General features: G+C 59.8%; 24 protein-coding genes. 14 read left to right on the forward strand and 10 right to left on the reverse strand.

Annotation, left to right across the window (positions count from 1 at the left end; translation table 11 throughout):
- Positions 1-88: 88 nt before the first annotated feature.
- From EHN06_RS17990 to EHN06_RS18015, 6 genes are all read left to right on the forward strand, one after another.
- Complete coding sequence (locus tag EHN06_RS17990) at positions 89-1,192, forward strand: efflux RND transporter periplasmic adaptor subunit (protein WP_127333876.1); 1,104 nt, start codon at positions 89-91, stop codon at positions 1,190-1,192.
- Positions 1,192-4,278, forward strand: coding sequence for an efflux RND transporter permease subunit (locus tag EHN06_RS17995; protein WP_127333877.1), 3,087 nt, complete (start codon positions 1,192-1,194; stop codon positions 4,276-4,278). The genes EHN06_RS17990 and EHN06_RS17995 overlap by 1 nt, the downstream gene beginning before the upstream one ends.
- Positions 4,275-4,589: a DUF3301 domain-containing protein gene (locus EHN06_RS18000; RefSeq protein ID WP_012137040.1), complete on the forward strand. Its 315-nt coding sequence runs from the start codon at positions 4,275-4,277 to the stop codon at positions 4,587-4,589. Before EHN06_RS17995 ends, EHN06_RS18000 begins: the two co-directional genes overlap by 4 nt.
- Positions 4,590-4,695: 106 nt before the next feature.
- Positions 4,696-5,436 carry a substrate-binding periplasmic protein gene (locus EHN06_RS18005; RefSeq protein WP_127333878.1) on the forward strand — a complete coding sequence of 247 codons (741 nt, stop codon included), beginning with the start codon at positions 4,696-4,698 and terminating at the stop codon, positions 5,434-5,436.
- A gap of 101 nt (positions 5,437-5,537) precedes the next feature.
- Positions 5,538-6,833: a pyridoxal phosphate-dependent aminotransferase gene (locus EHN06_RS18010; protein WP_127333879.1), complete on the forward strand. Its 1,296-nt coding sequence runs from the start codon at positions 5,538-5,540 to the stop codon at positions 6,831-6,833.
- A gap of 57 nt (positions 6,834-6,890) precedes the next feature.
- On the forward strand, positions 6,891-7,715 hold the full coding sequence (locus tag EHN06_RS18015) for an inositol monophosphatase family protein (RefSeq protein ID WP_127333880.1): 825 nt from the start codon (positions 6,891-6,893) through the stop codon (positions 7,713-7,715).
- 438 nt (positions 7,716-8,153) lie between these two features.
- On the opposite strand, the gene slmA is transcribed toward EHN06_RS18015, so the two are convergent.
- The 9 genes from slmA to EHN06_RS18060 form a co-directional block, all read right to left on the reverse strand.
- Entirely contained in the window at positions 8,154-8,741 is a 588-nt protein-coding gene (gene slmA, locus EHN06_RS18020; protein ID WP_127333881.1) for a nucleoid occlusion factor SlmA, read from the reverse strand.
- Positions 8,742-8,839: 98 nt separating this feature from the next.
- Complete coding sequence (locus EHN06_RS18025; protein ID WP_127333882.1) at positions 8,840-9,649, reverse strand: thiazole synthase; 810 nt, start codon at positions 9,647-9,649, stop codon at positions 8,840-8,842.
- Positions 9,650-9,719: 70 nt separating this feature from the next.
- Entirely contained in the window at positions 9,720-9,920 is a 201-nt protein-coding gene (gene thiS / locus EHN06_RS18030) for a sulfur carrier protein ThiS (protein ID WP_127333883.1), read from the reverse strand.
- A 2-nt stretch (positions 9,921-9,922) separates the two neighbouring features.
- Positions 9,923-10,309, reverse strand: a complete 387-nt coding sequence (locus EHN06_RS18035; RefSeq protein WP_127334497.1) for a DUF423 domain-containing protein — start codon at positions 10,307-10,309, stop codon at positions 9,923-9,925.
- A gap of 13 nt (positions 10,310-10,322) precedes the next feature.
- Complete coding sequence (locus EHN06_RS18040; RefSeq protein ID WP_127333884.1) at positions 10,323-11,123, reverse strand: symmetrical bis(5'-nucleosyl)-tetraphosphatase; 801 nt, start codon at positions 11,121-11,123, stop codon at positions 10,323-10,325.
- Entirely contained in the window at positions 11,116-11,946 is an 831-nt protein-coding gene (gene rsmA / locus EHN06_RS18045) for a 16S rRNA (adenine(1518)-N(6)/adenine(1519)-N(6))-dimethyltransferase RsmA (protein WP_127333885.1), read from the reverse strand. Before rsmA ends, EHN06_RS18040 begins: the two co-directional genes overlap by 8 nt.
- Position 11,947: 1 nt before the next feature.
- Positions 11,948-12,949, reverse strand: a complete 1,002-nt coding sequence (pdxA, locus tag EHN06_RS18050) for a 4-hydroxythreonine-4-phosphate dehydrogenase PdxA (protein WP_127333886.1) — start codon at positions 12,947-12,949, stop codon at positions 11,948-11,950.
- On the reverse strand, positions 12,946-14,280 hold the full coding sequence (locus tag EHN06_RS18055) for a peptidylprolyl isomerase (RefSeq protein ID WP_127333887.1): 1,335 nt from the start codon (positions 14,278-14,280) through the stop codon (positions 12,946-12,948). The genes pdxA and EHN06_RS18055 overlap by 4 nt, the downstream gene beginning before the upstream one ends.
- A gap of 54 nt (positions 14,281-14,334) precedes the next feature.
- A complete protein-coding gene (locus tag EHN06_RS18060; protein ID WP_127334498.1) occupies positions 14,335-16,689 on the reverse strand; it encodes an LPS-assembly protein LptD in 2,355 nt (784 codons plus the stop codon).
- Positions 16,690-16,959: 270 nt separating this feature from the next.
- On the opposite strand from EHN06_RS18060, the gene EHN06_RS18065 reads away from it, so the two are divergent.
- From EHN06_RS18065 to EHN06_RS18075, 3 genes are read left to right on the forward strand one after another with little or no spacing between them, the layout of a single operon-like run.
- Positions 16,960-18,009, forward strand: coding sequence for an aminoglycoside phosphotransferase family protein (locus tag EHN06_RS18065; RefSeq protein WP_127333888.1), 1,050 nt, complete (start codon positions 16,960-16,962; stop codon positions 18,007-18,009).
- The gene (murU, locus tag EHN06_RS18070) at positions 18,006-18,704 is read left to right on the forward strand and encodes an N-acetylmuramate alpha-1-phosphate uridylyltransferase MurU (protein WP_127333889.1); all 699 of its coding nucleotides are present in this window, start codon (positions 18,006-18,008) and stop codon (positions 18,702-18,704) included. The genes EHN06_RS18065 and murU overlap by 4 nt, the downstream gene beginning before the upstream one ends.
- Positions 18,691-19,449: a molecular chaperone DjlA gene (locus tag EHN06_RS18075; protein WP_127333890.1), complete on the forward strand. Its 759-nt coding sequence runs from the start codon at positions 18,691-18,693 to the stop codon at positions 19,447-19,449. Before murU ends, EHN06_RS18075 begins: the two co-directional genes overlap by 14 nt.
- A gap of 11 nt (positions 19,450-19,460) precedes the next feature.
- Here the strand turns inward: EHN06_RS18075 and EHN06_RS18080 are convergent, their stop codons facing one another.
- Positions 19,461-20,288: a DUF3530 family protein gene (locus EHN06_RS18080; protein WP_127333891.1), complete on the reverse strand. Its 828-nt coding sequence runs from the start codon at positions 20,286-20,288 to the stop codon at positions 19,461-19,463.
- Positions 20,289-20,384: 96 nt separating this feature from the next.
- Between EHN06_RS18080 and rpe the strand changes: the two genes are divergently transcribed.
- The 5 genes from rpe (at position 20,385) to trpD (ending at position 25,600) form a co-directional block, all read left to right on the forward strand.
- The gene (gene rpe, locus EHN06_RS18085; protein WP_127333892.1) at positions 20,385-21,071 is read left to right on the forward strand and encodes a ribulose-phosphate 3-epimerase; all 687 of its coding nucleotides are present in this window, start codon (positions 20,385-20,387) and stop codon (positions 21,069-21,071) included.
- Positions 21,068-21,757 carry a phosphoglycolate phosphatase gene (locus EHN06_RS18090; protein ID WP_127333893.1) on the forward strand — a complete coding sequence of 230 codons (690 nt, stop codon included), beginning with the start codon at positions 21,068-21,070 and terminating at the stop codon, positions 21,755-21,757. The genes rpe and EHN06_RS18090 overlap by 4 nt, the downstream gene beginning before the upstream one ends.
- A 253-nt stretch (positions 21,758-22,010) precedes the next feature.
- Entirely contained in the window at positions 22,011-23,498 is a 1,488-nt protein-coding gene (trpE, locus tag EHN06_RS18095) for an anthranilate synthase component I (protein ID WP_127333894.1), read from the forward strand.
- 16 nt (positions 23,499-23,514) lie between these two features.
- A complete protein-coding gene (locus EHN06_RS18100) occupies positions 23,515-24,093 on the forward strand; it encodes an aminodeoxychorismate/anthranilate synthase component II (protein ID WP_127333895.1) in 579 nt (192 codons plus the stop codon).
- A 478-nt stretch (positions 24,094-24,571) separates the two neighbouring features.
- Positions 24,572-25,600 (forward strand): anthranilate phosphoribosyltransferase, encoded by a 1,029-nt coding sequence (gene trpD / locus EHN06_RS18105; protein WP_127333896.1) that lies wholly within the window; start codon positions 24,572-24,574, stop codon positions 25,598-25,600.
- The last annotated feature ends 58 nt before the right edge of the window (positions 25,601-25,658 follow it).

The following is a 25,658-nucleotide window of genomic DNA, read 5'->3' on the forward strand; positions in this document are numbered from 1 at the left end:
CTAAAGATAAACAGGGACAATCGCCAACAGGCTTGGCTGGCCGCATCTGGCGATTTCCAAATGGACACTGATACCCAGGACCTGAATTATGCGTACGGCTTCCCGTTTCCTGATCGTCATTATCTTCCTTGGCGTAGTACTTGGCGGCATTTTTGGCTACAAATTTTACCAGTTTGGTCAGCTTAAAGAGCAATTGTCACAGCCACAACCACCTGCCCAAATCTCAACCACCAAGGCAAAGAGTGCCCGATGGACCCCCGCTGTCAAGGCAGTGGGAAGCGTTGAAGCGATCAATGGCATTGAAGTGGCCAACGAAGTTCCGGGCGTGATTGAACAGATTGGCTTCGAATCCGGCGACACTGTCAGCAAAGGCGATGTGTTGGTTCGCCTGGATGCCGCCATAGACGAAGCTGCACTGCGGACCCGCCGGGCCGAAGCCCAGTTGGCGGAACAGGAGTTCAAACGCGTTTCCGACCTGCTTCCGAAACGCGCGGTGTCACAATCCCAGTTCGACGAAGCCAAAGCAAATGTCGATGCAGCCCGCGCCCGGGTCAACGAAGCGGAAGCCCAGCTGAACAAGAAAGTGATTCGCGCCCCCTTCGATGGCACCGTTGGCCTGCGCATGGTGGACCAGGGTGAGTACATTCCCACCGGTACGCCGATTGTCGAAATCAACATGCTGGATCCGATCTATGTGGATTACACACTGTCGGAGAAAGACCTTCCGAGAGTCGCAACCGGCTATGACGTCACTGCTACGGTGGCCGCGATTCCCGGCCAAACTTTCGACGGACAGGTGAGCGCCATCAACACCTCTGTCAACCCCGAAACCCGGACCGTACGAATTCGTGCCACACTGACGAATCCTGAACATGCCCTGCGCCCCGGCATGTTCACCACGATCCTGACCAAACAGCCAGAAGACCGCAACGTCGTCACCGTGCCCCGCACTGCGATTTCCTACAACACCTACGGCGACTTTGTGTTCGTGGTGGAAGAGAACGACGAGGGTGAGCTGATCGTCAATCGCCGGACGGTTCAGACCGGCGAAGTCCGCGATGGCCGAGTTGCCGTGGAAGGCGGCCTGAAAGAGGGCGAGGAAGTGGTCGCCAAGGGCCTTCTGAGACTCCGCGCCGGGCAACGGGTGGAAGTGCAGGAAAGCGATAATGAGCCGGCGGAGGCGTCCGACTGATGCGTTTTACCGATATATTCATCCAGCGCCCCGTCCTCGCGACGGTGGTCAGCCTGCTGATCCTGCTGCTCGGCGCCCGTGCGGCCATGGAAATGGAAATCCGCCAGTATCCCGAACTGGAAAGCACAACGGTGACCGTGACCACGACCTACCCGGGCGCCAGCTCGGACCTGGTCAAGGGCTTTATCACCACCCCACTGCAACAGGCCATAGCCGAAGCCAGCGGCATTGACTACCTGACCTCCACCAGCTCCCAGGGCCGCTCCACCATCGAAGCCAAGATGGTGCTGAATTACGATGCCAACGCGGCCCTGGCGGAAATCCAGGCCAAGGTGGCCAGCCAGCGGAACGTTTTGCCGGCAGACGCCCAGGATCCGGTGATCTCCTCCACCACCGGCGATTCGACGGCCCTGATGTACATTGCGTTCTACGGCGATGAACTGAAAGTGCCACAGATTACGGATTACCTGACACGGGTTGTCCAGCCCAAACTCCAGGCATTATCCGGTGTTGGCAAGGCGGAGTTACTGGGACGCAAATTTGCGCTGCGGGCCTGGCTTGATCCGGAGCGACTGTCCGCGGTCGACATGACACCGCAGGAAGTGGTTCAGGTTCTGCTGCAGAATAACTACCAGGCCGCCGTGGGCAATACCGAGGGTAAATACACCAAGATCAGCATGACCAGTGACACCGATGTGGGAGACCCGGACCAGTTCCGGGAACTGGTGGTCAAGGAGTCCGACGGCTCGCTGATCCGGCTGAAGGACATTGCCAGGGTCGAACTGGGATCGGAGACCTACGACCAGTTGGCACTCTACAAGGGCCAGCCCGCGACCTATGTCGCCATTGAACTGTCTCCTGGCGCCAACCCATTGACGGTTGCCGATCTGGTCAAAAACGAGTTGCCGGATATCGAAAGCCAGTTGCCCTCGGGTCTCAATGTCCGACTGGCCTATGATGCATCTGACTTTATCGACAGCTCCATCAATGAGGTCATCCAGACCCTGCTGGAAGCCATACTCATCGTACTGGTTGTCGTGTTCCTGTGCCTGGGCTCGATTCGGGCCGCCGTGGTACCGTCCGTTGCCGTGCCGCTGTCACTGATCGGCGGCGCCTTCGTCATGCTGATGATGGGGTTCTCGCTGAACCTGCTGACGCTGTTGTCGATGGTGCTTGCCATTGGTCTGGTGGTGGACGACGCCATCATCATGGTGGAGAACGTTCATCGCCACATCGAGCAGGGGGAATCCCGGTTTGATGCCGCCATCAACGGCGCCCGCGAAATGGCCGTGCCCATCATCGCCATGACCACCACCCTGGTGGCTGTCTATGCGCCCATTGGCTTTATGGGAGGGCTGGTCGGCTCGCTGTTTACCGAATTCGCCTTCACTCTGGCAGGCACCGTGGTGATTTCCGGCATCGTCGCGCTGACGCTGTCGCCGATGTTGTCCGGAAAGATTCTCAAGCCCCATGGCAATCCGGGGCGCTTCGAAAAGCTGGTGGAACATTCATTCAACGGGCTCGCCAACGGCTATAAAGCAGCCCTGAGCTCCCTGATGACCACTAAATCCGTGGTGATCTTCTTCGCCCTTGTGGTGCTGGCGTCCATTTACTTTATGGTGATGATGAGCCAGAGTGAACTCGCCCCCACCGAGGACCAGGGCATCCTGTTCTACCAGGGGCTGGCGCCTCAGACCGCAACCCTCGACTACCTTGAGGAACACGGGGATGAGGTACTGGAACACATGGAGAAAGTGCCCGGTTACAACGAGGACTTCATGATCCTGGGGATTACCGCACCCAACGCTGTCTTCGGCGGTTTCAAGATGGCGCCCTGGGAAGATCGTGAGATCAGCCAGTTCGACGTCCAACCCCAACTGGATAGCGCGCTCAAGCAGGTCACCGGCTTACAGACAGCCGTCTTTCCGCGCCCCTCCCTGCCAGGTTCCGGTGGTGGCCTGCCGTTCCAGTTCGTGATCACGACCGGCGAGGATTATGACCGCCTTAATGACGTTGCCAACGACCTGCTCGGCAAGGCCATGGCCAGTGGTAACTTCATGTTCCTGCAGAAATCCATCGACTTTGATCGGCCAGTCACGCGCATCAAAGTCGATCGTGACCGGGTCGCGGATCTGGGACTGTCCATGCAGGATATAGGGCAGGCCATGTCCAGCATGCTTGGTGGTGGCTACATCAACCGATTCAATATGGAGGGCCGCTCCTATCAGGTGATTCCCCAGGTCGAGAGGGATTTCCGTATGGACTCGGACGCACTCAACGACTATTACATCCGTGCCGATAACGGCCAGTTGGTCCCACTCGGCAGTGTGATCAGCTTTGAGCACGAAGTGGAACCTTCCCAACGCACCCAGTTCAACCAGCTGAATTCGCTGACTCTGCAGGGCGTTGTGATGCCCGGGGTGACCATGGGAGATGCCATGGCGTTCATGGAATCCGCCGCCGACGAGGGTTTCCCCCAGGGCTTCACCTCCGACTACACCGGCGAATCCCGACAATTCGCCAATCAGGGCAGCGCGTTGGTGGTCACCTTCTTCCTGTCACTTCTGGTCATATACCTGGTACTCGCGGCCCAGTTTGAAAGCTGGCGTGATCCGCTGATCATTCTGGTCTCGGTTCCCATGTCCGTGGCCGGTGCAATGGCGTTCATCGTGCTTGGGTTTGCCACCATGAACATCTACACCCAGGTCGGTCTGATCACCCTGATCGGTGTGGTGTCCAAGAACGGCATCCTGATTGTGGAGTTCGCCAATGCCCTTCAGGTCGACAAGGGACTGAACAAGCGGGATGCGGTGATAGAGGCAGCGGCCATCCGCTTGCGCCCTATCATCATGACCTCCCTGGCACTGATTTTTGCCATGGTGCCGCTGTTGATCGCCATCGGCCCCGGGGCGGAAAGCCGCTTTGCCATTGGCCTGACCATCAGCGCCGGCCTCGGTATCGGCACACTGTTCACCATCTTCGTATTGCCCGCGTTTTATATCCTGCTGGCCCGAGACCATCACGGCTCAGCGGCGGATGAATACGGTAACGGCGACGGTGACACGGCATCGGTCCCGGCACAGTGACTCTGGGAACTCTGTTCTGGCTGTTTGTTGCGGGGTTCGCCATCTGGTATTGGTGGCGGGCCAAGGCGATCAAGGACTTCGTCCTGCAAGCCGCCAGGAACTACTGCAAGAAAATGGATGTGATGCTGCTGGATGACGCCGTCTATCTGCGGGGGCTATGGTTCAAGCGTGATGAGACAGGGAAACTGCGGGTATGGCGACGCTTCCTGTTCGACTTCACATCCACCGGAGAAGAACGTTACGTGGGTCGGGTTATCATGCTTGGCCCACGTATCCTGCATATGGAGCTGGATCCTCACCGGCTCAACTGAGCCAATACACCTGACCACCGCTAGTGTCCCGTGCAGAAGATGGAGATCATGACTATACTGGCAACGCCGGTAGACCACTCACCCGACCCGAGAACCGACACACCCCATGCTGCTGCAATTGACGTCCGGATTGTTGTTTCTGACGCTCCTGAGCCCTGCGCTGGCTGAGCCGCCAATACTCCACGTAGCGACGTCCGAGTATCCGCCATTCGAATACGTGGAGGACGGAACCCTCGTCGGGGAGGACGTGACAACCATCCGGAATGTTCTTGATCGCATGGGGATGGAACCGGTATTCCTGGTTGTTCCCTGGCGGCGGGCGGAAGCCCGGGTCCGAAGTGGCCAGTCCGACATGCTTTTTTCCCTGACCCACTCGGAAGAAAGGGCGCGCCATTATTATTTCACCGCTCCGATCAACACCGCGCAGGACGTGTTCTTCACGCGTACCGATAGCAACATTGAATGGCAGACGCTGGATGATCTGGAAGGCTTGCGGCTGGGACTGTCATCATCCTACAGCTACGCCCCTGAGTTTATGAACTGGCTGGAAACCGCTGACATCGAGATCATCTGGATTAGTCAGCACAGGCCGGATCTGACCGGGTTGCGGATGGTTGCCTATGACCGGATCGATCTGTTCATCTGCGAACAGACAGTGTGTCATTTCCTGCTCGAGAAATTCCAACCCGTCTATCCGGAGCTGGCAAACATTGAAGCCGTGCCGGGAATGATCGGTGATGAGCGAGCCTTTCGGGCGGCTTTTTCACGCAAGCATCCCGACGGCGAGCAACTCAGAGACAGGTTCAACCAGGCTCTGGCCGACCTGAACCGGGAAAACAGCGACTGACACCAGCCTTCTCTTCGGCAATCACCTATCAACCCACGCACCACAGATGTCCCAGGGTTTCCTATACTGCCAGTGTCGCCCTCAACCAACAGACCGGGACCATGGATATTCAGACAGATCATCGCTACGCGATTAACCTCAATGTTCGGGGCATTCAGCCCTCTGCTACCTTGCGCATCAACGAACTGAGCAATCAGCTCCGGGCCGAAGGCCGGGACATCATCAAACTGGGCCTGGGACAATCACCGTTCCCGGTGCCGGATCGCGTGGTGAAGGCCTTGCAGGACCACGCCCATGAAAAGGATTACCTGCCGGTCAAGGGCCTGAAAGCCCTGCGCGAATCCATCGCCGGCTACATCAACCGGGGCGAACGCATGCGCTGCACCTGGGAAGATGTACTGATCGGCCCAGGCTCCAAGGAATTGCTGTTTATCCTGCAGCTGGCCTACTACGGCGACCTGCTGATTCCGCGCCCGAGCTGGGTATCCTACGCGCCCCAGGCCCGTATCATCGGCCGTTCGGTGCACTGGCTGCCGACCCACGCGGAGAATAACTGGCAACTGACCGCCGAGGAGTTGGACATCATCTGCCGCGACGATCCGACACGACCGCGCATCCTGATCCTCAACTACCCATCCAACCCCACCGGCTGCACCTACACCGACGACCAGTTGCTGGCCATCGCCAACGTCGCCCGCAAGTACCGGCTGATCCTGCTGTCGGACGAGATCTATGGCGAGGTGCATTTCGAGGGCAAACACAAGTCCATCGCTCGTTACTACCCGGAAGGCACCATCATCAGCACCGGCCTGAGCAAATGGGCCGGCGCCGGAGGCTGGCGACTGGGCACCTTCATCTTCCCGGCGGAACTGCGACCGTTGCAGGACGCCATGGCGATCATCGCCAGCGAGACCTACACCGCCACCAGCGCACCTATCCAGCACGCAGCGGTAGCCGCGTTCGACGGTGGCGAGGATATGGAGGAATACCTGAAACAGTCACGACGGGTGCTGAAGGTGGTGGGCGAATACATGCACCGCCGCCTGAGCGATATGGGCGCCGTGGTCCAGAAACCGGAAGGCGCATTCTACCTGTTCCCCGACTTCGCCAATTTCCGCGAGCGCCTGGAGAAAAAAGACATCAAGACCAGCCAGGCGTTCTGCCAGGCACTGCTGGAAAACACCGGCGTGGCGATTCTGCCGGCCAGTGATTTCGGTTTCGTACCGGATCATCTGGCCGCACGGCTGGCGTTCGTGGATTTCGACGGCGCCGAGTCTCTGAAATTGGCCGGTGGCGATTACGCGGAGCAGGCCCTGGACGACGACTTCGTCAAACAGGCATGCCCGCGTCTGGTGCTGGCCATGGACAAGATGGAGAAGTGGCTGGGCAGTCTGTAAGCCTGCCGTGTTAGACTGGCGCCCTCACTCTTTTCAAGAGCCAGCCAAGGGGGCGCCATGTCCGATTCCGACTCATTACGAGACATCACCGATTTCGCCGAAAATCTGGCGCTGGAAGCCGGGGAACTGATCCGTCACGAACGTGACAACAACACCCTGCGCACCAACTACAAACACCAGACCGAGCTGGTTACCCACGCCGATGTGATGGCCGACGAGCTCATCACCAGCGCCATCCGCAAGCGCTTCCCGGACCATCGCATCCTTTCCGAGGAGACCGCGCCGGATCTGAGCCAGGCGGAGGAACTGGAAACGCCGCTGTGGATCATCGACCCCATCGATGGCACGGTCAACTACGCCTACGGCCACCCCCAGGTGGCGGTGTCCATTGCCTACGCAGAAAAAGGCCGCGTCCAGGCCGGTGTGGTGCATGCCCCCTTCCCTGGCGAAACCTTCCGCGCCACCAAAGGTGAAGGCGCCACGCTCAACGGCAACCCCATAGAACACAGCGGCGCCACGTCACCCCGAGATTCCCTGTTCGCCACCGGTTTCCCCTACACCAAGGACAGCCTTGAGCCTTTAGTCAAACGCCTCGACGCCATGATCCACAACTGCCGCGACCTGCGCCGCATCGGCTCCGCCGCCCTCGACATCTGCTGGGTCGCCTGCGGTCGCCTGGACATCTACTACGAAAACGTCAGCCCCTGGGACTTCGCCGCCGCCCGCCTCATCGCCCTGGAAGCCGGTGCCACCGCCGGCCACTTCGGCGACGTTCCCGACGGCTATCCCGCCGACCTCTATGGCCGCGACATCCTGATCTCCGCTCCGGCAATCTGGGAGCCCGTTCGCCAGATCCTCCGTTCTGCTTCCGGGTATGACTGAGGCTCCGGCGTTGCCTTGAGTTATATTCGGTAGCCTGCTTGTTCCGGAGTAGGGTTGGGGGTGTCAGGGCCCTTCCCGGAACCGCTACGAGCACATCCATGTGCGCTTCTCTCAGGCCATCCATGGCCTTCGAAATTCCGGGAAGGGCCCTGACACCCCCAACCATCCAGCTTCGCAGATATATCGCAGGTAGTGATAAAGGTAGCGTTGGAGACAGCAGTGGCTGGCTGCCCGCTTCTCTGTCTTAGAGAAACGAGATATCACCAAAAGTGATGTGATCGGAGGCGGGTATGGCCTCCACAGAATCTTGGAGGCCATGGATGGCCGGAACGAAGCGCACATGGATGTGCTTGAAGCGGTTCTGTGGAGGCCATACCCGCCTTCGACCTCCCCCATTTCTGTCAGGCTACAGTCAGAAACAAACTCCCCGGTATCCGGTCAGCCCCAGACGCCTTCAGAAACCAGCCCCCAACTCTCGTCAAAATCGGTCGAGGGCAAGCGGGAAAACGACGAACGGACAAACCGCTGAATGCGGCCTTCGACGAAGACCAGCACAAAATCCGCGCCGCGAGTGGCGCTGGTGCGGGGGCGCAGGCCCTGGCGGATCTCGCCTTCCTTGAGGATCTGGCGCACCTGGGTTTCCAGACGTTCGAAGAAGTGGGAGGCGCGCTTGCGCAGGGCCTCGTTTTCGCCCATCAGGGCGTCGCCGGTCAGCACACAACACAGGCCGGGGTTGCGTTCGGCGAACACCAGCACCAGGTTGGCCAACTGCTGCAGGCGGGCGCGGGCGTCCTCCTGTTCCTGCAGGATCACCTGACAACGGCTGAACACCGCTTCATCGGCGAAGTCGATCAGCGCCTCGAACATCTTGCGTTTACTGGGGAAATGGCGGTACAGCGCCGCCTCGGTGACGCCGACGGACTTGGCCAGGCCGGCGGTGGTGATGCGGGCGCCGGGGTCGGTTTCCAGCAGCTCCACCAACGCCTGCAGGATCGCCTCCCGACGACTGGGTTTTTGATCGGTCATGACAGGACTTCAGCGCTCTGTAACTGGGTTATTTTCGGGGCCGGTCTTTGGTGCCGGCCCTCAGTATTATTCAGTTTTGTACCAGATTGTTCACTAAATCAGAAGAAAGTGCCATCAATGGGCGAGGATGCACTGGCGTAGAGCTTCTTGGGCATACGGCCCGCCAGATAGGCTTCGCGGCCGGCTTCCACACCCAGGCGCATGGCGTGGGCCATTTTGATCGGATCCCGGGCCTGGGCGATGGCGGTGTTCATCAGCACGCCATCGCAGCCCAGCTCCATGGCAATCGTCGCGTCCGAGGCTGTGCCGACACCGGCATCCACCAGCACCGGCACATTGGCGTTCTCGACGATCAAGCGGATGTTGTAACGGTTCTGGATGCCCAGGCCGGAACCAATTGGCGCGCCCAGCGGCATGATGGCGATGCAGCCCATGTCTTCCAGGCGCTTGGCCAGCAGCGGGTCGTCGGAGCAGTAAACCATGACCTTGAAGCCGTCCCTGATCAGTTCTTCGGCGGCCACCAGGGTTTCGGTCATGTTCGGGTACAGGGTTTTCTCCTCGCCCAGCACTTCCAGTTTCACCAGGTCGTGGCCGTCCAGCAGTTCCCGCGCCAGTTTACAGGTGCGTACCGCGTCCTTCGCGGTGTAGCAGCCGGCGGTGTTCGGCAGGATGGTGTATGTGTCCGGAGAAATGACATCGAGCAGGTTCGGTTCATCCGGGTTCTGTCCCAGATTGGTCCGGCGTACCGCCACGGTAACGATTTCGGCACCGCTGGCTTCGATGGCGTGACCGGTTTCCATCAGGTCACGGTATTTACCGGTCCCGACCAGCAGGCGCGACTGGTAGACACGGCCGGCGAGTTCGAGGGGTTTGTCTTCTGGAAGCTGGATTGTCGATTGTTCGCTCATAACCTTCCTGAGGCTGTATGGAATATAGGGGATGTCATCGCCCGGACTGGCCGCGTCAATGCGGCATTACTTAACCACCGCCGATGGCATGCACCACTTCGACCCGGTCACCTTCGTTCAGGCGGAATTCCGGATGTTTGCTGCGGGGCACAATGTCTTCGTTGACCTCCACCGCCAGCCGTTTGCCCGTCAGGGCCATGTGTTCAATCAGATCGGCAATGGTTGCCTCTGTCGGCAGTTCCAATCCATCACCGTTTACCTGCACCTGCATGTTTACCTCTGAAAATCTCTCTGGCGCCGTAATCCGGCAATCAAAACCAGTGCCCATCCCACCATAAAGCAGACACCACCAATGGGTGTGACCGGCCCTACCCAGCGAATATCCGTCAGCACCAGTATGTAAAGGCTGCCGCTGAACAGCACGACACCCGCCAGGAAAAACCCTGAAGCAGCAGCCAACAAGCGCCGGTGTAACCCCATACCCGTCAGTATCGCCACAAGTATCAGGGCTATTGAGTGGTATACCTGATAAGTGACGGCAGTCTGGAAAACTTCAAGCCCCCGGGCACTGACCATGGCCCTCAGACCGTGGGCACCGAAGGCACCCGCCATCACTGCAAACAGCGCCAACAGAGCCCCGATGACCAGTGGCGGACGCATGATCTCGGCAGGCCTAGCAGTCACAGTGTATCTTTTCCCCGCTATCCAGGTTCATGATGGTCAGGGCGCCGCCCCAGACACACCCGGTATCGAGGCCGATAAACTGCTCCTTGCCGGTTCGGCCTTCCAGGGCCGCCCAGTGACCAAAGATCACTTTGACATTGTCCTGGCGGGGAAATTCGAACCAGGGGGCAAACCCTTCCGGGGCACTGTCGGCTGATTCCTTGGTGGTCAGTTCCAGGGTGCCATCCGCCGCAATAAAGCGCATGCGTGTAAAGTAATTGGTGATGACCCGCCACCGGTCCACCCCGATCAGGCTGTCATCCCAGCGCTCGGGCCGGTTGCCATACATATGGGTGAAGTATTCTTGCGCACTGTCACCGGAAATCACCGCTTCCACTTCCTGTGCATGCGCTACCGCCTGTTCCGGCGTCCAGATATGCGGCAGGCCTGCGTGGGCCATAACAAGGTTGCGGGCAGAATCGTAAATACAGAGTTTCTGCTGCCGCAACCAGTCCACCAGTTGAGCCTGATCCGGAGCGTCCAGGATACCATCCAGGGTATCCTTCTTGCGGATCTGGTGGCCACCCAGCGCCACCGCCAGCAAGTGCAGATCATGGTTTCCCAGAGCTACAACCGCCGCATCCCCGAGACCCTCGATGAATCGCAGCGTTTCCAGTGACGCGGGTCCCCGATTGATCAGGTCACCGGCCACCCAGAGCCGGTCCCGGGAAGGCGAAAAATCGACCTTGTCCAGGACGTCTCGCAGGCGATCGTAACAGCCCTGAATATCGCCGATAGCGTAGTCAGTCATTACTCTCCCCGTTCAGCGCCTGGCTGTCGATTTTAGCGTCAACCAACATATCTGCAATCGCTACGTAGTCTGCCAGCCCCAGATTTTCCGGTCGCAGTCCGTCATTGATGCCCAGGCTCTGCAATTGCTCGACCGTCACCAGTCCCGCCAAGGCCTTGCGCAGGGTCTTGCGGCGGGCATTGAACGCGGTCCGGACGACAGACTGCAGTGTGCCAAGGTCTTTGGCCGGGTGCGGCAAGGTGGTATGGGGCACCATCCGCACAATGGCGGAGTCCACCTTCGGTGCCGGTCGGAACGCGCCGGCGCCAACTTCAAACAACGGCTGAACCTTGCAGAAATACTGGGTCATGATGCCCAGGCGACCGTAGTTGTTATCACCGGGCACGGCCGCCATTCGCTGCACCACTTCTTTCTGCAGCATGAAGTGCATGTCCTGAACAACACCGGAGTAACTGAGCAGATGGAAAATCAGCGGCGTGGAGATGTTGTACGGCAGGTTGCCGATAATCCTCAGCGGCTTGTCACCCGCCAGCTGGCTGAAATCAAACTTCAGGGCATCGGCTTCGTGAATGCGAAAGTCCGGGTAGTTGAAGAACTTGGTGCGCAGCACCGGGATGAGATCACGGTCAAGCTCCACCACCTGCAGCGCCGGGTTTACCGACAGGATTTCCTCGGTAATGGCGCCCAGGCCGGGACCGATTTCCACGATGGCATCATCGGGTTTGGGGTTGATGGCGCGGATGATACGCTCAATCACACCGGGATCGTGGAGGAAGTTCTGCCCGAACCGCTTTCTGGCCTGATGGCCTGGTTTGTTGCTCACACTAGCTCTCTTTTGCCAACGTTCGGTGAATCGCCATCTGCTCACCGACCTCGATGGCGGCATGCAGGCTCCCCGCATCGGCAGTGCCAGTGCCGGCCAGGTCGAGGGCGGTCCCATGGTCCACCGAGGTCCGGACGATGGGTAACCCGAGGGTAATGTTAACCGCACGGCCAAAGCCCTGGAACTTCAGTACGGGTAATCCCTGGTCGTGGTACATGGCCAGGGCGGCATCGGCGTTGTCCAGCCAATGCGGGGTAAACAGGGTGTCTGCCGGCAGCGGTCCGGTCAGGGTCATGCCCTCGGCACGCAGGGCGTCGAGGGTTGGCTCGATGACCTCCAGCTCTTCCCGCCCCAGGTGGCCTCCTTCACCGGCGTGGGGATTGAGGCCAGCAACGAGAATGCGCGGATGTTCGATGCCAAAGAAGGTGCGCAGATCGGCGTGGAGGATCCGGACTACCTGGGCCAGACGCTCCGGAGTGATCGCTGCGGCGACATCTTTGAGGGGAAGATGAGTGGTGACCAGCGCCACCCTCAGCTCCTCGGTGGCCAACATCATCACCACCCGCTCAACACCACAGAGTTCCTGCAGAAACTCGGTATGGCCGCTGAAAGCGATGCCGGCGTCATTGATAACACCCTTGTGAACCGGCGCGGTGACCATCCCGTCGAAGCGTCCGTCCAGGCACCCTTGCGCAGCAATCCGCAGGGTTTCGAGTACGTATCGGCTATTGCCGGCATTCAGACGCCCGGCTTCTGTACTGGCGAGGCCCTCAACATGGTATACAGAAAGGTGCCCGGGCTCCCGGGTCGCCGCCTCACCGGGTTGCCACGGCTCCAGAGTCACCTCGATGCCAAGCTGCCGCGCCCTCGCCTCCAGCAGTTCCCTGGCGGCCACCACCACAATGCCCGGCTGACGGATTTCCGCCGCCAGTTGCAGGCACAGATCAGGGCCAATACCCGCCGGCTCACCGGCGGTCAGGGCAAGGGTTACCGGATCGGTCATGACGCTTCGGCTTCCTCGGACTCTTGTGCGTACTCATCTTTGAACTCAACGAAAGCCTCGTCGCGAATCTCCCGCAGCCAGTTCTGCAGTTCGGTATCGAACTTGCGACGGTAGATCGCCTGCCGGGCTTCCGACTCACGGACTTCGCCGCTGATATCCTTTTGCCGGCGCTCCTGTACCTCCAGGATATGCCAGCCAAACTGGGACCGGAAGGGACCTTTCAGTTCACCGACATCCGCTTCCATCATCGCCTGCTCAAAAGCCGGCACCATCTGTCCGGGGCTGACCCAGCCCAGATTACCGCCATCGGAACCCGACACCGGGTCATCCGAATGCTCCCGGGCCATTTCCGCAAAATCGGCGCCGGCACGAATCTGCTGGTACAGATCCCGAATGGCGCTTTCAGCCTGGGATTCCGACACGGTTTCGCTGGTCCGCACCAGAATATGACGTACCCGGGACTGTTCGATCACCTGATTGCCCTCACCGCCGCGACGATCACGGACCATCACCAGGTGAAAGCCGTTGTTGTTACCCAGCACCTGCGAGGGCACGCCGGTCTCCAGTTCCGGTACAATGGATTCCAGCAGCGACGGCAACTGACTCTGTCTGCGCCAGCCCATGTCGCCGCCTTCAAGGGCGTTGGCCGCATCGGATTCAGCCACCGCGACTTCACGGAAATCACGGCCACTGACAATCTCCGAGCGCAGGCGTTCGGCCTTCTCACGGGCAGCGGCAACCGCCGATTCATCGTTGGGATTATCGACTTCGATATAGATATAGGCCAGCCGATACTCCTCATTGCTTGGTTCACGGGAAGAGAGTGCCTGCAGATAATTTTCCACCTCCCGATCGGTGACTCGCACGCGATTACCCACCTGGCGCTGCTGCACACGGCTGGCCAGCATCTCGTTGCGGATCTGCTCGCGGGCCTCACGGTAGCTGACGCCTTCCGCTGCCAATTGCTGCTCGAACTGGGCCAGGGTCATGTTGTTGCGCCGGGCAATACCGGCCATGGTTTCGTTCAGTTCGTTATCACTGATCCGCATGCCGCCACGTTCGGCCATCTGCAGCTGGATCGATTCGGTGATCAACTGGTCCAGCACCCGCTCCTCGAGGATCTCCCGTGGTGGCAATCCGGTTCCCTGGGCCTGAAGTCTCCCCACAATGGTATCGATACGGTTATCCAGCTCGCTCTGCAGGATCACACCATCGTCCACAATGGCCACTACCCGGTCCAGCGGCTGACGTTCAGCCTGTGCGACTGAGGTCACTATCATCGCCAGGAGGACCAACAATGTTTTTGCGCAATGGCGAAGGTTCGCCTTCATAATCACCTCTGATAAATGAACATTCTTTCTGCGGAACGACCGCTACACGCGTATTCAGTCGTACCCTGTGGCCGCGCCACCAAAGCGGCGGCGTTCCCGCTCATCAAATCCGTAGATGGCTTCGGAGATCCGGTCGGAAGAGCCGCCACTGCCACCCAGCCCCTTGAGCTGGATCTGGAACAGCATGCGGCTTTCCAGCTTCTCATCGTCGGTCAGGTAGTTCTGGTGGACCACCTGAACACTCCAGCAACAATTATTGTATTCAATGCCCGCCAGCGAACCGACGGTGCGATCCAGTTGGGAATCGTATACCCAGCGGCCGATCAGACTAACACGGTCTGTGACAGGAAAAACGGCCCCGATATCCGACTGTTCCAGTTCGTTGCGACTGTAGGTATGCCCCAGAGTCGCCAGATAGCGGTAATCCTTCGAGTGGAAAATCAGCTGACTGCGCCCTTCCTCGGTCTGCTGGGTATCCGGGTCCCACAGGCCCGAGCTGCGGATATCCAGGGTCTCCAGCGGCCGCAACAGCATTTCACCCGCCAGTGGCGAGTCACTGCGATCGTCCGCGCCCCGCCCCATCAGCGCCACTTCCCGGTCATCGTAGTAATGCACCTGGCCGATACTGAAACGGGCCCGCTCGGTGCCGGTGACCAGATCATTGAAACGACTGGTCAGGGCCACCGTCAACTGATTCGCATCTCCCACCCGGTCACCACCGGTGAACCGGTTACGCTGAAACAACTGGTCAAAACTGAATGAACGCAGCGCGGTATCAAAATCGGGAATCTCGTCCTGATTGGCTTCCGCGTCAGCCCATGCGTAATACAGGCGGGGCTCCAGCGTCTGGTTGTACGGGATGTCGAACAGGCTCGACTGGCGATCAAAGTAGAGCCCCGAGTCCCACTCGAACACGGGTACAGTGCGATCAAAACCGGCACCATTCAGATCGTAGTCTTCCAGCTCATAGCGGGTGTAGTCCAGACTGACGGACGGACGGGTAAATCCCCAAAGCGCCCGCAGCGGCAACGCCACTTCCGGTATTGCCCGCAGACGCTGGCCATTGGCCCGGTCCAGACCGGTCAACTCGGCATTGTCCCGGTAAAAATAGGTGTACTGGCTTTCAAGGTTGGTTTCCAGCGGCCCGAAGTCGGTGGTCATGCCGTAGATCACTTCCGGCAACTGGGCGTAGGGTTTGTTGCGTTCGGCAATGCGCTCGGAGACCGTCTGGTAGCCGTTGGCATAGACCTCGAAGTATTGCCAATCGTCCTGATACCGGGCACCACCGCGACGACGCAGGTGTGTGGCCTGGTTGATTTCCAGGTTCTGGTTCAGGTCGCTCAGGTAATCCTCGTCACTGACGACGGAGTAATCACCGTAGGCATTCCAGCCGCCACCGAGGCCGGCACGGGTGGTGAAATCCAGCGCCCAGCGCTCGCCGTCCTCGCCCGGAAACTCGTCCTGGTATTCCAGATCGTTGCTGATGTAGCCGAGTTGAAGAACCGATTCGCCCCAGGGGCTCAGGTAACGCCCTTCTACTTCGTTAAACAGGCCGCGACCATGAATGTACTGCGGTGTCAGGGTGGCATCGTAGTGAGGTGCCAGGTTCAGGTAATAGGGCACAGAAAGGTAGGCACCACTGCCAGCGTTGGACGTCCCGAACGAGGGATACAGAAAACCGGTCTTGCGACGATCATCAATGGGGAAACTGGCGTAAGGCCAGTAGAACACCGGCACGTCCTTGATTTCCAGCCGCACATGTTTCGCGGTTCCGAACCCTTCGCCCTGATCAAGATGGATATCGGAAGCGACAATGGACCAGTCGTTTTGGTTGGGCGCACACGTGGTCAGCGCCCCATCTCGAATCAAAACCTGGTCTTCGGCAATGCGCGACAGCGTGCCCGCCGAACCACGCATCTCTGCGCCATGGAACAGGAAAGTGGCCGTATTGATGTCAAAGCGACCACTGTTCACATTGTAGTCCGCCTGCTCACCGGTCAGCAGAAACGACTCACCACGGCTGACCAGAGGCCCCGCCACGGTCACGGTACCACCTACCTGGTCATAGCGGGCTTCAGAACCAGTCACCGAAAACCGCCCCTGGCGCATCTTGACGTCGCCCTTCAGGTACAGCTCGGAGTCCAGTTCGTAACGGGCAGACAGGCCACTGGCGTGAAGGGGCTGTTCCGAATCCGGCGCGGCACCTAGCATCCCGTCTCCGGGGGCCGTTATCGACGCTTCCGAGGGCAGGTATCCACCCTCGCAAAATGCCGGCAGGGTTTGTCTGACCGATTCCGGCAACTCAGACCTGGGGCGCCAATCGATTTCCGCAGCCGTAGGTGCCGCCTCCGCCCCGGTGACTGCGCAGGACCACGATGATACCAGCAACAGGACACCGGCAACGGACATACGGTGCAGCCCCCATGGGTGCCGCAACCGCTTGGCCGGTATTCGCAGGTTCCTTGCTGGGACTGGCACGGTGGTCGGGTTCCTTGCTATTGGCTTGAGGGCTCAGGTTTTTTAACAGCCGCCTAGTTTACACGGGGCTCCCCGCCTTGTTAACGGAAACCCGACTTTGCTGCAAAACCGTTTTACCCTCTCTATACTGATCTGCTAGTTTCCAGCTCTTTCAGGAAACCTCTGAATAACATTCACCTTGTCAGGACAGTCGCCCGTTTCATGGATACCCGTCTGCAGATCATGACCCAGTGGGTCCGACAGATTCCCGGCCTGGAGCAGGCCTCCCCCGTTGCGGTTTCGGGAGACGCAAGTTTCCGTCGTTACTTCCGTGTCATCGGCAACAGTTCCGCTGGCCAGCGTCCGTTTATTGTTATGGATGCACCACCGGAGCATGAAGACTGCCGCCCGTTCGTGGCCATTGCCCGCCACTGGCACGCCCGGGGCGTATCGGTACCTGACGTAATAGAAGATGATCTGGAGCAGGGCTTCCTGCTACTGGAAGACTTTGGCGATCGGCTCATGCTGGGCGAGCTGACACCGGACACGGCGGAACGGCTGTACCAGGGCGCGCTGACGGAACTTCTGCGCATACAGCAGCTCACTGAGACACCGGATTACCTCCTGCCGCCCTACGACACCGCACTGCTTGACCGTGAGATGGCGTTGTTCCCCGACTGGCTGCTGACCCGCAAGCTGGGGTTTGACCTGTCGAACGGGGAACGGGCAATGCTGGATACCAGCTTTGCCTACTTACGGGAATCCGCGCTTGCCCAGCCGGAAGTCACCGTGCACCGGGATTATCATTCCCGCAATCTCCTGGTCCGTCCCGACACCGACCTTCCCGGAGTGATCGATTTTCAGGATGCCGTGCGTGGACCGGTGACCTACGATCTGGTTTCCCTGCTAAAGGATTGTTACATCCGCTGGCCGGAGGCGGACATTGCCCGCTGGGTGGAACACTACCGTCAGATCAGTCTGGCCGCGGGACTGCATAAGGCCGACCGGGATACGTTCCGGCAATGGTTTGAACTGATGGGCATGCAACGGCACCTGAAAGCCTCCGGCATCTTCGCGCGCCTGTCCCTCCGCGATGGCAAGGATGGCTACCTGGCCGATATTCCCCGTACTGTCTACTACCTGATCGAAGCCAGTGCCAGACAGGGCGCCCTGCGACACTTCCACGAATGGTTATCGGACACCGTGATGCCAAGAATTGAGCAGGTGATCGGCCCGGCACCTTCGAACGCCACGGAGAAGGAGTTACCGTGAAGGCGATGATCCTCGCCGCCGGCAAGGGTGAACGTATGCGACCACTGACGCTCACCACCCCCAAGCCTTTGCTGGAAGCCGGTGGAAGCCCCCTGATCGTTCACCATCTGCAACATCTGAGGCGCGCCGGCTTTGAACAGGTGGTCATCAACCATGCCTGGCTCGGCGACCAGATTGAGTCCGCTCTGGATGACGGCAACCGGTTTGGTTTATGCATTGAGTACTCGCGGGAAGACTCGCCGCTGGAAACCGCTGGCGGCATCGTTAAGGCCCTGCCCATGCTGGTCGCCGGCGGTGACGACTGGTTCCTGGTCATCAATGGGGACATCTGGTGCGACTTTGACCTGACCCGCCTGACACCCCCCGAGGACGCCGACGCCCTGCTGGTACTCACCGACAACCCTGGCCATAATCCCGGAGGCGACTTCCACCTTCGCGACGATGGCCATGCAACCTCCGACGGAGGCGACAAACTGACGTTCTCCGGTATCAGCCTGCTTCATCGGCGCCTGTTCGAAGGGCTACCTCAAGGGCCCCGAAAGCTGGCACCGATCCTGCGCACGGCGATGACCGAGAACCGGGTCCGGGGCATACGTCACGAAGGGGCCTGGATGGACATCGGCACCCCCGACCGCTTGCGCCAACTGGACAGCCTGCTCCGCGCGGAGCCAGGGGTAGACCATGGCAGCAAATGATCGCGACAACATGTTGCCCGCCCGGCTCGAGGCCGAGTTTTCCGTACTATTGAAAGAGCTGTCCTCCTGCGGACACCAGGCCAGCGAGTTGATCACGCGAACCGGTCTCCCCGGGTGGAGCCTCCGTAGCCTGTTCTTCTTCCTGGGTTATATCGCCAAGTCCGAGGGGCGTGTCACCGAAGCCGATATCGGCTTTGCTGAATCCCTGATGAAAGCACTGAAACTGTCACGACGCCAGCGGCGTAAGGCCATCCACTGGTTCCAGAAAGGCAAGAGTGCCAAGGACCTGCCAGCCTTAAGGGCGCTGAGACTGCGACTGGTGCACTATCTGTGGCCTTCACCCGCGCTGCGGGTTGCTATTTGTCTATGCCACGCCGCCCAACTTCAGGGCAAACCTCGCAAGCCCCGCCGTTATCGCTGCGAGGACGCCATCGACCAACTCGGACTGCCGGTCAAAGTCAGTGACGATATTCTCGAGAGCTACGCCTGCAAGGTCTGGATCACGCAACCGGAAAGCCAGCCCCAACCCACCAGCTATGAACAGGCCTGCCAGTTGCTGGGCGTCACCCGGCGCGAACCGCTGGAAGGCATCAAGCGTGCCTACCGCAAGAAAGTGTCGGAATGCCACCCGGACAAGCTTGCGCAGCAGGCCCTTAACGCCGTTGAAAAGGCTCGGGCCAAAGATCGCCTGTTGCGTTACCAGCAGGCATGGGAACTGATCAGACGCCACCACGCTCAGTCGTAAACCGACCAGCGTCAGTCAGCTTTTAACCAGGCCTGCATGCGGTTGGCCAATGCCCGTGCATCGCGAACCTCGGGGCGCACGCCCATAGCGACAACCTGAGTCTGATAACCACCGACACCGGCTTTTTTCAGGCGTGCCATGCGCCGGCCTGGCCTCACGGGAAGAGCATCCAGATCCTCACGGGAGCTGTAGAGATGGAGCACCGACAGGGCATCCTGTCCGGCAAGGGCTTCGCTCAGCACAGACTCGTCACCGGAATGAAAGCGTGGTGCAATCCACACCATCTCACCGGCAAAATCATTATCACCCGCGAAGCGGGCGACATGGACAGCGCCCTGCCCCACAGCCGCCAACACCACCCGCTCATAACCACGCCCTTTCAGCTCTGCCTTCGCTGCACCCAGCAGATTCTGAACCGAAGCGTTGTATTCGGACTCAAGGTCAGCCAGATCACCATCATCCATGACATCAATCATTACTGTCTCCGCGCCCTCATCCGCCACGCGGCCCGCGCCAGCGTTACGATCATCGCCGTATCGCCGGGCCTGCTGCACTGGATAGGGTGGCGCCTCCAGTCCCAGCGACATCACCGCCCAGCCCGAAGGGGTAAGTGATTCACCCAGAGCGGCTAACAGATTTGCGCTCGCCGACTGACCTTCATCCGCCAATATCAGCAGCGCTCCCCTAACAGGTACCCGCAACTCTGGCTCGAACATCGCCACCCCGATTTCATCACCGCCCAGGTTCAGCCGGACAACATCCTGCGCATGAACCGGTCCCGCAACGACCATGGCCAGCATCGCCAACAACAGCACCCATTGATTAGCCCAATTGCTCACACGCACCCTCTCTTCCGCAGCGAAAAAACATCATCAAACTGTTAGACTAGTGTCCCGACTGACCACGCCATTATCAATGTCATTGAGAGAGCCGTCATGAACCCTTACCAGATTGCCCCATCGATCCTGTCCGCGGATTTTGCACGACTGGGGGAAGAAGTCGATACCGTTCTCGCAGCCGGAGCGGACATCGTGCACTTCGATGTCATGGACAATCACTACGTACCCAACCTGACCATCGGCCCGATGGTCTGCGAGGCCCTGCGTAAGCATGGCGTCACCGCCCCCATCGATGTCCACCTGATGGTCTCTCCGGTGGATGACCTGATTCGCATGTTCATTGACGCCGGCGCGACCTACATCACCTTCCACCCGGAGGCCTCCGCGCACATCGATCGCTCCCTGCAATTGATCCGTGACGGTGGCTGCAAGGCCGGCCTGGTGTTCAACCCGGCCACCCCCCTGCACTACCTGGATCACGTGATGGACAAGCTCGACATGATCCTGCTGATGTCGGTGAACCCGGGGTTCGGTGGCCAGAGCTTTATCCCCGGCACCCTCGACAAGTTGCGGGAAGCCCGCAAGCGCATCGATGCCAGCGGCCACAACATTCGCCTGGAAATCGACGGCGGTGTCAAGGTGAACAACATCCGAGAGATCGCGGAAGCCGGAGCCGACACCTTTGTCGCCGGCTCCGCCATCTTCAACACCGACGATTACAAGGCCACCATCGACCAGATGCGAGCCGAGCTGGAGCTGGCCAGAAAGAGCATAGACCAATGAGCCTGAAGGGCCTGTTCAATGCCCGCTGGCCCGGCGTCGCCCTGTTCGATCTTGACGGCACCCTGGTGGACAGCGCGCCGGATCTGGCAGCCGCCGTTGACCAGATGCTGGAACACCTCAGCCGGCCTGCCGCCGGCATCAACAAGGTGCGGCAGTGGGTCGGCAACGGCGCTGCGATCCTGGTACGCCGGGCACTGGCAGACTCCATTGACTGGGAACCGGTCGATGCCAAAAACGACGCGCTGTTCAATGATGCCATGGCCATCTTCTACCATGCCTATACACAACTTAACGGCCGGCATTCCGTGGTCTACGATGGGGTGGAGGATTGCCTGGCACATCTGGCCGAACAGGGGTGCCGGATGGCGGTGGTCACCAACAAACCGGAACAGTTCGTGGCGCCGCTGCTCGAACATATGGGCCTCGAACACTGGTTCGACCTGACCATTGGCGGCGATACCCTGACCGTCAAGAAACCCGACCCCGCCCCGCTGCTCCACGCCATGGAGGCCCTCAAAGGTACCCCTGGCACCACGGTGATGGTGGGTGACTCGGCAGCGGACATCAACGCCGCCCTGGCAGCGGGCATTCCATGCGTGGCGGTACGCTATGGCTACAATTACGGCCCACCCGTGGACTCCCTGGGTGCGGACACAGTGGTTGATTCACTGGCTGAGCTTTTGTAATCTCACAAGGATATTACGTTGATCACTTCATTTCGGGAGATTCCTGCCGTGCAGGGACTGAATCTGACTGCAGCGCGAGGCATCCTGACAACCCGCGCAACACGATGGTGGCGATGGCGCACTGGCTGAATCAGGCCAGCGGCCGGTTGGGCAGTGCCCCAACGATGGCCGCAACCATCGGCTGGACTGTGAACGGCCAGACACCGGGAACAGTACCAGCCAACGAGCAGATCAGATTTCAGGAAACCGTTACATGACACCCGAGCAATTCGCCGAGCTCGCAGAGGCCGGCTTTAACCGTATCCCGGTATACCGCGAAGTCCTGGCCGACCTGGACACGCCCCTGAGCACCTATCTCAAGCTGGCCAGCGGTCCCTATTCCTACCTGTTTGAATCCGTTCAGGGCGGCGAGAAATGGGGTCGGTATTCCATCATCGGCCTGCCCTGCCGCGAAGTCCTCAAGGTTCACGATCACCGGATCACCATTACCCGTGACGACCAGGTCATCGAGGAAACCGAAGTGGACGATCCCCTGGCCTTTGTCGAGCAATACCAGGCGAGATTCAACGCGCCGGATCTAGAGGAACTGCCCCGCTTCAACGGCGGCCTGGTTGGCTATTTCGGTTACGACACCGTGCGCTACATCGAGAAGCGCCTGCGCCAGAGCTGCCCGCCGGATCAAATCGGCACCCCGGACATCCTGTTGATGGTGTCCGATGAGATCGTGGTCTTCGACAACCTGCGCGGCAAACTGCACCTGATTGTACACGCCGATCCAGCAGTGAAGGGCGCCTACGAGCAGGCCCAGCAACGTATCAATGACCTGGAGTCACGGCTGCACCGGCAAACCGCCGATGCCCCCCGAACGCCGGAAAGCCTGCGCGGCAAGACGGTGGATGAAAGCGACTTCATCTCCGGTTTCAATCAGGAAAAATTCGAAGCCGCCGTGGGCCGGATCAAGGAATACGTGCTTGATGGCGATGTCATGCAAACGGTCATCTCCCAGCGCATGTCGATCCCATTCGAAGCGCCGCCGCTGAACCTGTACCGATCACTACGGGTACTGAATCCGTCTCCGTACATGTACTTCCTCGATCTGGACGACTTCCAGATCGTGGGTTCTTCACCGGAAATCCTGGCGCGGGTGGAAGACGAGGAAGTCACCGTTCGCCCCATCGCCGGTACCCGCAAGCGCGGCGCGACCGAGGCGGAGGACCGGGCAATGGAAGCCGAGCTGTTGGCCGATCCCAAGGAGATCGCCGAGCACCTGATGCTGATCGACCTGGGCCGCAACGATGCCGGACGGGTGTCCGAGACCGGCACCGTGAAACTGACCGACAAGATGATCGTGGAGCGTTACTCCCACGTCATGCACATCGTTTCCAACGTCACCGGGCGCCTGAAGGAAAACACCAGTTGCCTGGATGTCCTGCGCGCCACCCTGCCCGCCGGCACCCTCAGTGGCGCCCCCAAGATCCGCGCCATGGAAATCATCGACGAACTGGAACCGGTGAAACGGGGCGTCTATGGCGGCGCCGTAGGCTACCTGTCCTTCAACGGCAACATGGACACCGCCATCGCCATCCGCACGGCGGTGATCAAGGACAACACCCTGCATATCCAGGCCGGAGCCGGCGTGGTGGCCGACTCGGTGCCCCGTCTCGAGTGGAAGGAAACCATGAACAAGGGCCGCGCGATCTTCCGCGCCGTCGCCATGACCTACAACGATTTCGACCACTGAGGCGGAGGAACAGATTATGTTGCTGATGATCGATAACTACGATTCCTTCACCTACAACGTGGTGCAATACCTGGCGGAACTGGGTGCGGATGTTCATGTGTACCGCAACGACGAAATCACCGTGGAGGAAATCGAGGCCCTGAAACCGGAGCGCCTGGTGATCTCACCAGGCCCCTGCACCCCCAACGAGGCAGGCATCTCCATGGCGGCGATCCGCCACTTTGCCGGCAAGCTGCCGATCCTGGGCATTTGCCTTGGCCACCAGGCCATCGGACAGGTCTATGGCGGCGATGTGATCCGCGCCGGGCGGGTGATGCACGGCAAGGTGTCCCCGGTCTACCACAAGGACCTGGGCGTCTTTCGCGGCCTGAGCAACCCGCTGCAGGCAACCCGCTATCACAGCCTGGTGATCGACAAGGACACCCTGCCGGATTGCCTGGAAGTGACGGCGTGGACTCGCAACGACGACGGCTCGGTGGAGGAAATCATGGGGGTTCGTCACAAGACGCTGCCCATAGAGGGGGTTCAGTTTCACCCTGAGTCGATTATGACTGAGCAGGGGCATGAGTTGCTTCGGAACTTTCTTCGAAGTTAGTTTTGTTGGGTTGCCCTGGGGTCTGGTTCTGATTCCGGGCAGTAAGGGGGAGAGGGTTCCCCAAACGCGCCTCAAGACGTCCCTGTGCGGCTCGGGCTCCGCCATCCATGGCTCCGCACGGTTTGGGTAACCCTCTCCCCCTTACTGCCCTATTAGCATGTTATTCCAGTGTGTTCTCCACTCACGGCTGGAACGGCAAAGAAAAATTTAGGGGAACTGAGCACTGAATAAACCCTCACCCAGGGTCAAAGGGAGATGGCTGGGGTGCCCCCTTCCAAAACCGTGCGGAGCCATGGATGGCGGAGCCGAGCGTACAGGGACGTATTCACAGCGTGTTTTGGAAGGGGGCACCCCAGCCATCGACCGAACTCCCAGCCAGAGGGCTAGCCCAACAACCGGTCCTACACCCGGCAGGAACTTGCTAAGCTAAACTGAAGCACAGAATACAAAACAGCAGATCAACCCAAGGGGCCCATTAATGGACATGAAAGAAGCACTGAACCGCATTGCCTCCAACCTGGATCTGTCACGGGAGGAAATGAAGGACGTCATGCGCATCGTCATGAAGGGAGAAGCCACCGATGCGCAAATCGGGGCCTTTCTCATGGGGCTGCGTCTGAAGAGTGAAACCATCGACGAAATCACCGGCGCTACCGAAGTCATGCGTGAGCTGGCAACCGGGGTCACGGTCAACGCCGAACCACTAGTGGACATTGTCGGCACCGGCGGCGATGGCGCCAACCTGTTCAACGTGTCCTCCGCCGCGTCTTTCGTGGTGGCGGCGGCCGGCGGCTTTGTCGCCAAACACGGCAACCGGGGCGTGTCCTCGAAAAGCGGCAGCGCCGATCTGATCGAGAAAGCCGGCATCAACCTGAACATGAAACCCGAGGAAGTGGCTCGCTGTGTCGAACAGATCGGCGTCGGGTTCATGTTTGCGCCCGCCCATCATGGCGCCATGAAACACGCCATCGGCCCACGCAAGGAACTGGGCTGCCGGACCATTTTCAATATTCTCGGCCCGATGACCAACCCGGCGGGCGTGAAGCGGCAGCTGGTGGGCGTGTTTACCCGCGAGCTTTGCCGTCCGATGGCCGAAGTACTTTATCGCCTGGGTGCCGAACATATCATGGTGGTGTGTTCCAAAGACGGCCTGGATGAAATCAGTCTGGCCAGCCCTACCCATGTGGCGGAACTGAAGAACGGTGAGATCACCGAGTACGACCTGACCCCGGAGGATCTGGGCATCAAGAGCCAGTCGCTGGTTGGTCTGACCGTGGATTCCTCCGAGGAGTCCCTGAAGCTGATCCGGGCGGCCTTTGGTCGTGGCCACGATGAGATGGCCGAGAAAGCCCGGGATCTGATTGCCCTGAATGCCGGTGCTGCCATCTACGTGGCGGGCCTGGCCGATACCCCGGCAGACGGTGTCGAGATGGCCCTGGACGCGATGGGGTCCGGACTGGCAGCGGGCAAGATGTCCGAGTTGGCTGACTTTTCTCAGTGTTTTTAATACCGGTCTGCAAACGTTGCAGCCGGACGAGCCGGTGGGGTATCCCTTCCGAAACACG

Origin of the sequence: Marinobacter sp. NP-4(2019) (assembly GCF_003994855.1) — a bacterium.
In the GTDB taxonomy this organism is placed as follows: domain Bacteria; phylum Pseudomonadota; class Gammaproteobacteria; order Pseudomonadales; family Oleiphilaceae; genus Marinobacter.